4 protein-coding genes are annotated in these 11,806 nt (G+C 34.9%); 1 reads left to right on the forward strand and 3 read right to left on the reverse strand.

From position 1 onward, the window contains the following. Positions 1–7,772 (reverse strand): Cna B-type domain-containing protein (locus tag QZU83_RS03775; protein WP_295609788.1); only part of this gene is annotated, 7,772 nt, incomplete at its 3' end. A 1,113-nt stretch (positions 7,773–8,885) separates the two neighbouring features. Here QZU83_RS03775 and QZU83_RS03780 point away from each other — a divergent pair. Further along, positions 8,886–9,998, forward strand: coding sequence for a radical SAM protein (locus tag QZU83_RS03780; RefSeq protein ID WP_295609790.1), 1,113 nt, complete (start codon positions 8,886–8,888; stop codon positions 9,996–9,998). 162 nt (positions 9,999–10,160) lie between these two features. On the opposite strand, the gene QZU83_RS03785 is transcribed toward QZU83_RS03780, so the two are convergent. Together QZU83_RS03785 and QZU83_RS03790 are read right to left on the reverse strand one after the other, a co-directional pair. After that, the gene (locus QZU83_RS03785; protein WP_295609792.1) at positions 10,161–10,715 is read right to left on the reverse strand and encodes an AAA family ATPase; all 555 of its coding nucleotides are present in this window, start codon (positions 10,713–10,715) and stop codon (positions 10,161–10,163) included. Then, positions 10,716–11,495: a ParA family protein gene (locus tag QZU83_RS03790; RefSeq protein ID WP_295609793.1), complete on the reverse strand. Its 780-nt coding sequence runs from the start codon at positions 11,493–11,495 to the stop codon at positions 10,716–10,718. It abuts the gene before it with no gap. Positions 11,496–11,806: the final 311 nt, after the last annotated feature.

Below are 11,806 nucleotides of genomic sequence, written 5' to 3' on the forward strand. Positions count from 1 at the left end.
ACAGTAATATTAGCAGGTCTAGTACCCCAAGCATTATTACCATCATTCCAAATCTTGGTCGCATTAACAACAGTAACCAAAGTGTTATTAACAGTCCAATTATAAGCAGTGCTATTACTAATCACACTTACATACTCAACAGAAATAACACCAGCAGGAACATTAGCAACAGTGACATTCAATTCCTCAATAGAATATTTAATAGGATCATTACCATTAAATGCAGTCAAATTAGTAAACTCATGATACCAATTATTAGCCTCATTCAAAGTAGCATTAGCAACCCTGACACCATCAGCTAATAAATAAACAGTAATATACGCAGGTCTAGTACCCCAAGCATTATCACCATCATTCCAAATCTTGGTAGCATTAACAACAGTAACCAAAGTGTTATTAACAGTCCAATTATAAGCAGTGCTATTACTAATCAAACTTACATAATCAACAGAAATAACACCAGCAGGAACATTAGTCATATTAACAGTGACATTATCTTCTTCAATAGTATATTTGATTTTTTCAGTACCATTGAAGACTGTTAAATTAGTGAAGGAATGATACCAATTATTAGACCGATTCAAAGTAGCATTAGCAATCCTAGTACCATCAGCTAATAAATAAACAGTAATATTAGCAGGTCTAGTATCCCAAGCATTATTACCATCATCCCAATATTTAGTAACATTTACACTAGTCATAGGAACATGAATGTTAGTAACAGTCACAAATGCAGTAGTTCCATTAGTACCATTAATTACAGTTAAGTAACCATCAATTGGCAATTCTCGAATTGTATAATTAATTACAGTATCATTTTCATCTGTAATATTTAAATTATCGAAAACATATGTCCAATTGTTAGTATCGTTTAAAACTACTTCACTTACTAAACCAGTGTCATTATACAATTGAATAGTAACATTATCAGGTCTGATACCATCATAATCGTCATAATCATCCCAAACCTTAGTTACATTGATTTCGGATACATCATAGATGATAATCCATGTCACGTTTGAAATCTCTGTGTAATAAGTAGTTCTAAGATAATTTGCATCGATTCTGTATCTTCCAACAGAATATCCTGTAAGATTTAAGCGTATACTACCTCTAATATCAGTTATATTGGAAGGATCTGGTTCTTCGCCAACACCGATTTTGGTTATAGTATAGAATATCTCTTGATTGTCTTCTAAATCATCAAGATAAACAAGATTACCATCACCACTGTTTTCCCAGCCAATGACCGGAGTTTGGTCAATAGCGTCTGTTGTTTTGGTAGTTCGGTTACCATGATTATAGAATTCATATGTAATATTATTTATAGTAACATTACTTTGAGCATCTTTACTATGGATACCGTTAGCGATATTGTCTCCACCTATATGCCAGATTTCTACAATTATCTCTTCACCTAAACGGTAAACTGTACCTTTTTTAGGAGATATTGGCAAGGCCCAAGAGTGTGCCAAGTTGTCATATAACCTTGTGTCATATACTTTCAAAGTAGAGTCTTCAACATAAATTGCGGATCCGTTTCCGAATTCTGCAGTATTGTTGTAGAAATTACCTTGAATGGTTGCATTGGCTGTACCTGATATGATGAATGCACCACCAATACCATCACCATCACTGATGTATCCTAACGCATGATTGCTTATGAATGTTGAGTTTTCAACATCTAAATCGTTAGAAGAAATGATGTTTGCAAAACCACCTTTTAGCGCAGTGTTATTAAATGCATAGATTTGGTTAAAGTTTAAACTTTCATCTTCACTGTATATTGCACCACCAGAGAGGGTAGCACGATTTGATGAAATGTTGTTGCTTGTGAAATTAGTAATTTCATAATCATAACCATAACCATAAATAAATACTGCACCACCCATAGAGGTAGCTTTATTAAATGTAATGTTGTTATCGGTAAATTCTGAACTTGATCCGTCTATATAGATTGCACCACCGAAGTTAGCTTCATTATAGGACATTTGGTTGTCTGAAAATTCAGAGCCATGTCCGGCAATATAAACTCCACCACCGGATTCTGCATCATTATATAAAATGTCATTATTTGTAAATGTGGCATTATCACCTTCAATATCTATTGCACCACCGGCCATAGCATGATTGTCTATGAAATCAGAATTGTTAACGGTAGCATTGATTCCGGAGATATATGTTGAACCACCGTAATATCCTGCAGTGTTGTTTGTGGATGTGACATTATCCAGAGATGTGAAATTACCATCAGTAAATATTGCACCACCATTTTCTTCAGCAATACAATTTGAAAGGCTTACATTTACAAACTTACAATCGTTACCATCAACATATACACCTCCACCAGTATAAGCGATATTATTGTTCAGGTTACAATTCATAATTGTAGTATTGTCACCATTAATGTAAGATGAACCACCGTGATATGCAGAGTTGTGAATGGAAGTAACATTATCGAAAACATCGTTGTTACCTTCAACGTAAACAGCACCACCAAATTGGGAAGCATTACAATTGGAAAGAGCCACGTTTTCAAAGGTACAGTTGTCACCAGAAACGTATAGTCCACCACCATTGTCAGTAGCACTATTATTGTCCAAGTTACAGTTCCTAACAATTACTTCATTACCCGCAATATATGAGGAACCACCTTCCACAGCAGTGTTGTGAATAGAAGTAACATTATCAAATAAGGCTTTATCACCTTCAACGTAAACAGCACCACCTAGAGTACCAGCCTCATTGTTGGATGCGCTAACGTTGATGATTTGAGAACCTATACCTCCACCAATGTTCAATGCTCCACCACGTAATTCAGCAGAGTTATTGTCAAGGTTGGAATTTTTAACTGTTATGTTACTACCACGGATGAATGTAGAACCACCAAGATAAGCAGTGTTGTTGTTTGATGTAATACCATCGACAAGAATATTGTTACCAACAATATCGAATGCACCACCTAAACCAGTATTATTAGTTCCATTGTTGATAGCTTTGTTGTTGTTCAACTCACCGTTTCTAACGATAATGTTGGTACCGTTAATGAATGCAGCACCACCACGTTGAGCAGTGTTGTTATCAGCAGTAATATTAGTAAATGTAGTACCATTTGAATTAACAAAAATACCACCACCTAGAGTACCAGCCCTATTGTTTGAAACACTAACGTTTTCAACAGTACAACCGTCACCAGCAATGTTAATACCACCACCACGTAAATCAGCAGAGTTATTGTCCAAGTTACAATTTTGAACAGTTATATTATTACCACGGATGAATGTAGAACCACCAAGTCTAGCAGTGTTGTTGTTAGAGTGAGTACCATTTACAAGAATATTGTCACCAACAATATCGAACGCACCACCTAAACCAGTATTTTCAGATCCATTGTAAATAGCTTTGTTGTTGTTCAACTCACCGCCTGTAACGATAATATTGGTACCGTTAATGAAAGCAGCACCACCACGTTGAGCAGTGTTGTTATCAGCAATAACATTAGTCACGTTAGTACCATTTGAATTAACATAAATAGCACCACCCATAAGGCCTGCTCTATTGTTGGATACGCTAACATTTTCAACTGTACAACCGTCACCAGCAATGTTAATACCACCACCACGTAAATCAGCAGAGTTGTTGTCCAAGTTACAATTTTGAACAGTTATATTATTACCACGGATGAATGTAGAACCACCACGATAAGCAGTGTTGTTGTTAGAGTGAGTACCATTTACAAGAATATTGTCACCAACAATATCGAACGCACCACCTAAACCGGTATTCTCAGATCCATTATAGATAGCTTTGTTGTTGTTCAACTCACCACCAGTAACTTTAATATTAGTACCGTTAATGAATGCAGCACCACCACGTTGAGCAGTGTTGTTATCAGCAGTAACATTAATCATTATAGTACCGTCTGAATCTACATAAAGAGCACCACCCATTTGGCCTGCCCTATTGTTGGATACGTCAACGTTTTCAATAGTACATCTGTCACCTGCAACATTTATACCACCACCACGTAAATCAGCAGTGTTGTTGTCCAGAGTACAGTTTGCTATATAGGTGTCGTTACCACGAACGAATGTTGAACCTCCACGGTAAGCAGTGTTGTTTATGGAAGTAATGTTGATGAATTTACAGTCATTACCTAAAACGTCAATTGCACCACCAATACCGGTAGTTTCAGGTTCGCTTGCATTGAAAATAGCTACGTTATTGTCAAATACTGAATGTTCAATGGTAATATTGTTTCCTTCAACGAATACAGCACCTCCACGCAGAGCGGTGTTGTTAGTAGAATCAATTCCATGAAGGGATAAATCACTGGATTTAATGTATATTGCTCCACCTTCTTTGTCTGCACGGTTATTGGACACCTCAAGGTCATGAACTTTACAGCCTGCACCAGCGAGGTCTAATCCTCCACCTCTACCAGATTCTTCAGTTCCATTGTAGATAGCTCTGTTATTGTCTAAAGTACAATTGGTAACTTCAGTATTGTTACCTATAATAAAAGTGGAACCTCCTCTGGCAGCAGTATTGTTAACGGATGTTACGTTTCTGAATGTAGCATCGTTACCTCTAACATATACAGCACCACCTTCGGCACCTGCATTGTTGTCGGATACATCAACATTATAAACTGTACAGTTTTCACCTAAAATGTTCAAACCTCCACCACGGAGAGTAGCATTGTTTCCATCAAAGATACAATCGTGAACAGTGATGTTGTCACCGTAAATGAATGTTGAACCACCAAGAGTAGCTGTGTTGTTGGTAGAGTTAATATAGTAAACATTTAAATTATTGGATTTGATGTATACTGCTCCACCTTCACCGCTAGCACGGTTATTGGACACTTCAAGAGTATTAACAGTACAGTTTGCACCAGCGAGGTCTAAACCTCCACCTCTACCGGAACCTTCAGTTCCATTGAAAATAGCTCTGTTATTGTCTAAAGTACAATTGATAACAGTAGTATGGTCTCCTTCAACAAAAGTGGAACCTCCTCTGGCAGCAGTATTGTTAATGGATGTTACGCGAGTAAATTTAGAATGGTCTCCTAAAACATATACAGCACCACCGTCGGTACCTGCATTGTTGTCGGACACTTCTACATCATGCACATCACAATAGTCACCGTAAACGTTTAGACCACCACCACGAAGGGTAGCATTGTTTCCGTCAAAGATACAATCGTGAACAGTGATGTTGTCACCGTAAATGAATGTTGAACCACCAAGAGTAGCTGTGTTGTTGGTAGAGTTAATATTGTAAATTTCTAAACCATCGGATTTGATGTATATTGCTCCACCTTCACCGCCAGCACGGTTATTGGACACTTCAAGGTCGTGAACTTCACAGTTTGCACCAGCGAGGTCCAGTGCACCACCTCTACCGGAACCTTCAGTTCCATTGTAGATAGCTCTGTTATTGTCTAAAACACCATTTATAACTTTTGTATGGTCTCCTTCAACAAAAGTGGAACCTCCTCTGGAAGCTGTATTGTTAATGGATGTTACATCTTCGAATGATGCGTAGTGACCTCTAACATATACAGCACCACCGTCGGTACCTGCATTGTTGTTGGACACTTCAACGTCTGTTGCGTTGAAATTGTTACCGTAAACGTCTAAACCTCCGCCTCTAAAGGTAGCGTTGTTATTGTCAAATGTTGAGTTTGTAACTTTTGTATTATTACCACGGATAAATCCGGCACCACCACGAGAAGCAGTGTTGTTGGTACAAGTAACAGTTAAAAGAGTACAATGGTCACCAATAACGTCAATAGCACCACCTACACCGGAGTCAGGATCTGCAGTGTTATTATTGAAGTTTGAATTGGCAATGTAGGTATTTTCACCTATAATATAAACTCCTGCACCATTGGTCGCAGTGTTATCTGTAAAGTTTGAATTGATAACTTTTGTATTTGGACCTTCGATGTATACTGTACCATTGACAGCAGAGTTACTACGTAAGGTTGAATTTTCAAAATGAGTGCCCCAACCATAAATGTAAACAGCACCACCATCATTTGAAGCATTATTGTTCTCAAAGACTGTATTGAAGACTTTGGTATCATTACCATACACATAAACAGCAGCTGCATTACCGCTTGCATTGAATGTCAAATCATCATCATGCTTCCAATACCATTCACCATTTTGATCTGGAATGTATTGACCATTTTCATATCTGTAAAGTGTTTGATTAGTATGTCCTCCATCCTCTACATTATGCCATCTGGCTATACAAAGTGAACTAGTTTGACCTTCAGTTTTTGCAACATTATTTATAAAGTTACAATTGTCAAGTGTAATATTATTTCCTTGAGTATTAAGACCCCAGAATCCGTCATGGTCGGGGTCAATCCCACCAACCATAACAGCGGAACCTTGTCCACCAGTGTTATTGATGAAATCACAGTTTCTTATAATTACATTGTTATGACTTATTCCAAGTGCACCACCATATTCGCCTGTTCCTGTACAATTAATAAACTTACAGTTATCAAGCACTTGAGGTCCTGAAATATAATAACCAGTCTCGGTGTAATTTCCATGTATATAGACTGCAAACCATCTAGAAGTAATATTGATAAAATTACAATCAATTAAACTACTTGCAACTTCTTGAGGACCACCACGATATTCGTCTGAAAGACAAAAAGCACCACCGTGATTAGCAGAGCTTGTATTAATAAAGTTACATCCAACCAGTTTGGCACCGAAGAGTACACCGAACTGACCGCTACCGTCATCAACACCATTATCACCAGGATAAGTTTGTTTACAGTTGGTGAAATTAACATTAGTCAGTGTTGTTGGCTGAGGATTACGAGCACCAGTAGAATCATAGGCACTTCCATATATGAAAAACATTTGCTGATTTGTCTCAATATTATTAAAAACAACATTTGTCAAAGATCCGCTACAGAATTCAAACATTCTCCCGGAAGACTTTAAATTTTCAAAAGTAACGTCCACTAAATCATAACCATTAGCAGTAGTATATTTCCCGTTTTGTTGAGCGCCTCTGAAGTCAAATACATTTCCATCACCACCCACTTCAAATGTAGCAACTTGAGATGGATCACTTTGACTTCCTCCAACAATCCTAACATTTTGAATAGTATGTCGCCCTGAAACAGTATGATAACTTCCAGTTCTATAGGTTCCACCATTTAGATATATTACATCTCCAGGTTGAGCATTTATAATTGCATTAAATATATCATTTATTGTGTCACCAGTATGAAAATTATATGTAGCACCAAGAACCGGTTCATCATTAACAGCAGCTAGCACAGAATCATCATTACTAGCACCAAGAACCTCTAAACCGTTCTCAGCACCAAAAAGAACTAAACCATCATTTTCTATTTCTAAATTACTAGCACCAAGAATATCCAAGGTATTCCCAGCACTACTTACTTTTAAAACATTATTATCTCTATATATTTCAGAATCATTACTAGAACGCAATAATTTTGTTCCATTATTAGTCAAACAATCGTCAGTTTTAATTTCATCTACTAATCCACCGGTTTTATCCGCTGAATTATCATTACTTTCATCTACAGAATTCACATTAACATTGTTCAAATTAGCATCGATTGGATTTAGATCAGACATCGATAGCGATTCAAGTTCACCAGCATTTTGTTCGTATGTTCCAATTTCACTTGCAGCTGCAAATGAAAGCGAAAAAATCGTCAATAATAGTATTAAAGTTAAAAACATATGTCGCTTAAAACGCATAAACATACTCCTTTTTAAACAATCTATATTGTTTAACTTTAATTTATAATGAAAAACTCTTTGCTTATATCAATAATATGAAATATAGTAAAAAAACTTCTATATTGTCTAACTTGTTTAATGAAAACTTTTTGCCTTTTAATAATACGAAATATAGTAAAAAAACGGAAATTCGATACAAAAAATACTAAATAAAATAGTATCCTAAGTATCAATTGATATATATATTTTCAACATATATAAATTTTTATATTTATATGTCATAAACAAAATTAAAAAACTCGAAGATAATTCATTGAAGTTGATAAAAAAAGTTAAAAAAATAAAAAAAATAACTAAATCAGCCATATAAAAACCAAACCTGATTGATTTAAAATAACTGATCCGACTCTAAAAGCCTGTACTATATCTGGATAACATAGCATAGTTATTGTGAAATTAATGATTACTTATATAGGATAAGTAAACCTACAAATCTTTCTATTTAATTATATTGGACCCTAACTAAATAGAAAGCAAATTGATCTTTTTTTTACTAGGTATGTGTCCTAAATTTAAATTGATCTTTTTTTACTAGGTATATGTCCTACAACTGAACCATAATTGCTCATGGTTAAGACATGTGTCAAAAGCCTTGCGACAGTTCCCCAAAATTAATCAGGAAGCCATCTAATTTCTGTTTTTTCAAATATTTAATACTATTTTCAAACAAATTTTTTCATTAACATACATGTCCTAATCATATCTGCTATAATCCAAACACATATGCATACTTATATATGATATATTGTATAATATAAAGATTACTATTTGAATTTTGTTTTAATACAATGAAACAAAATTTTATATAAATAAAAATACAAAAATTTAGTAAAAAAATTAAATAATTAAATATTAATTTTCAATTTTTATTAATTCTTTATAATTTTAATACCAATTTTTTTGTTTATTAGATTTAAGTATACAATATATTACACATTCAATTATTCATGTATAAAATATATTACATGTTCATTTTTCATGTAATAAATATTTTACAACATTGTCTACAATATAAAAGAAATTATACTTTAAAAAGAATTGTTATTTAATATAAATTACATAACTATTATCATGACTACATTGGAAAGGATGAAAATCCTAACGGATTCTGCGCAGTATGATCTCTGCGATTATGTCAGCCACAACAAAAGTTCACAGGTAAACCTGCCTGGAATATATGAGGCAACCGGACATAACGGATGTAAGATTCCGCTTTTTAAAACACTCCTGACTAACAGATGCAAAAACGACTGCAAGTATTGCATCAACCAGTCCAAAAGAAACTTCACAAGACTTGAACTAACACCGGAAGAGCTTGCAAAGGCATTTCTTGGATATTACAACAGAGGACTGGTAAACGGATTGTTTTTAAGTTCAGGCATTTCAGGTGATGTGGACTCTACAATGGAAAAGCAGATAGAAACCGTTCATCTTCTGAGAAACAAATATGGATATGATGATTATATACACCTTAAGGTAGTTCCGGGGGCAAGCAAGGATTCCATTGCAAGGGCAATGGCACTGGCCAATAGGGTAAGCATCAACATTGAAGCCGCCACCCCGTCAGGTCTGGCTGAACTATCATCTACCAAGGATTACAATAAAGACATTTTAAAAAGACTGTCCTGGATTAATTCCCTGCAGCATAAAAGTACAACATATCCGAATTCTACCCATACTACACAGCTGATTGTCGGTGCCAACGGTGAAAGTGACAAGGAAATACTGAGTAGAATGGAAAAAATATACAAAAAATCAGAACTGAAGAGGACATACTTTTCAGCATTTACACCAATCGCAGAAACAGAACTGGACAATAAGGAAGCATGCTCTACCGATAGGACTGCAAAATTATATAATGCTGACAGTCTGCTTAATGATTATCATTATAAGGTTAAGGAACTGGTATTTGATGAAAACGATAAGCTGTCCCTTACACAGGATCCAAAAATTTTAGCTGCAAAAAATATGGACATATTCCCTGTAGAAATTAATAGTGCACCGTTTATAGAATTGATAAGGGTTCCGGGAATCGGTACAAAATCAGCACGTCAGATAATATCTATTCGAAAAAAATTGCCATTCACCAATAAAGAACAGCTGAGAAAATTGGGCGTTGTTGTGGATAGGGCCGAACCATACATTAAAATAAGCGGACAATATCAAACCACATTCGATTTCTAGATTTTTAATCCAATTAAACCATTAACAAAGGAATTTGGTTTTTATTAAATTGTGCTTAAAACAAGTTAAAACAATAGAAAAAAATTTTTACAATATATTAATCTGAAAATATAGAAAGTATAATTTCAAGTGTTAAAATATATTCAATAGAAAAAAAGATTATCAGTATTCATCAAACAATTCCCATATTTCAGGGTATTTTTTAGAGACGGCCTCATCGATTAAAGTAGATGCCTCTTTTGATATACTGAATTCAGGTTCGGTTTTACGCAAATATCTGAATACCGCAGATGACCTTGCAGACCAAAGTGTAATCCTTGGATTCTTATCCACAATTTGTTTTACTTCCTCAACATGAGCAGGGTCTACTTGTATTTTTTGTGAAGTTTGTACGCTGTCTTCAGGGTTTTTATCGCCAGATATGACTTCGGATGTGACGCTGCTCTCTTCAACTCCTTCGTCTTGTGGTTCATCTGTTTTTTCTCCTTCTTCATTTTCATCTGAATCGGGAACAGGAGTATTTTCTTCTTCATTTTCTTCCTCTATCTCTTCGAATATATTTTTTTGTTCACTAGTAGACTTTTCTTCTTCAGGACCTTTTTCCTCAATATCATTCAATATATCTTCAAGAGATTGAGTAGAATTACTGTCAAAATCCTCATCATAAAAATTAGGAATTAAAGAATCCAGTCCTTTTCCAAGTCCTTTCCTTGGCATTTACTGATCCTCCCCATCTCTTTTTAGAATCTCTTTAGCCAATTTAAGATAAGCTTTAGTTCCTGTACTGTCCGGATCATAAATCAGACAAGGTTTACCGAAACTTGGAGCCTCCGCCAAACGAATATTTCTTGGAATGACTGTTTTGAAAAGTAAATCAGTTTCTGAAAAATAACTTTTAAGTTCCTTGTAAACATCCTTACTGAGTCTTGTTCTCTTATCATAGAGTGTGAGGAGAATTCCTTTGATTGGAGTAGGGCTTCTGAGTCTTCTTTCTACCAATTTAATTGTATTGATCAAATCTGCTACACCTTCTAAGGCGTAATACTCAGCCTGGATAGGTATTAGAACACTATCCGAAGCTACTAATGCATTGACAGTAAGTACGCCAAGGGAAGGAGGTAAATCTATGAATATATAATCAAATAATGGGACAACATCCTGAAGAGTTTCCTTCAAGATAATGTGATAATTTTCACGTTGAGAAAGCTCCATGCTGGCACCGCTAAGGGATATATTACTTGGGATAATAAACAAATTTTTAATAAACGTAGGAATTGTTGCTTTTTTTACACTTATATCCCCTATGATAGCCTCGTAGATAGAATTTTCCACTTTAGTCTTATCGATCCCAAAACTGGTTGTAGCATTAGCCTGAGGATCCATATCAACGACTAAAACAGATTTTCCCATTACCGCTAGGGATGTTGCAGTATTTACAACAGTAGTTGTCTTACCACAGCCCCCTTTTTGATTCATCACCGCAATTACTTCACTCATTAGAATTCTCCTATTATAAGTTTTAAGTTATCCGTTATGATTTATAACTTAAAAAGTTTCAGGTTTAAAGAATAACAACTAAGTTATCCAGTATAAGTTAAAAGGATTAAGTTATTACTTGTAAATGAAAACTTAAAGGAAATAACTTATAAGTTCCAACTTCTAAGGGATAGGAATTAAGGTTTAAGTTAAAACTTTGAAGTTATAAAAAATAAGTTTTAAGAAATAACTTATCATAACTAACTTTTAACAAATAAGTTATATTTTATAACTTCTTCCTTATAAAGTATTTGTTTTCACATATAACTTAA

This window comes from uncultured Methanobrevibacter sp. (assembly GCF_902771435.1).
Taxonomy (GTDB): Archaea; Methanobacteriota; Methanobacteria; order Methanobacteriales; family Methanobacteriaceae; genus Methanocatella.

What these genes read in the sequence shown, in the direction of transcription:
- QZU83_RS03790 (WP_295609793.1), bottom strand. Translation starts at nt 11,495, where the DNA reads ATGAGTGAAGTAATTGCGGTGATGAATCAAAAAGGGGGCTGTGGTAAG.
- QZU83_RS03785 (WP_295609792.1), bottom strand. Translation starts at nt 10,715, where the DNA reads ATGCCAAGGAAAGGACTTGGAAAAGGACTGGATTCTTTAATTCCTAAT.
- QZU83_RS03780 (WP_295609790.1), top strand. Translation starts at nt 8,886, where the DNA reads ATGACTACATTGGAAAGGATGAAAATCCTAACGGATTCTGCGCAGTAT.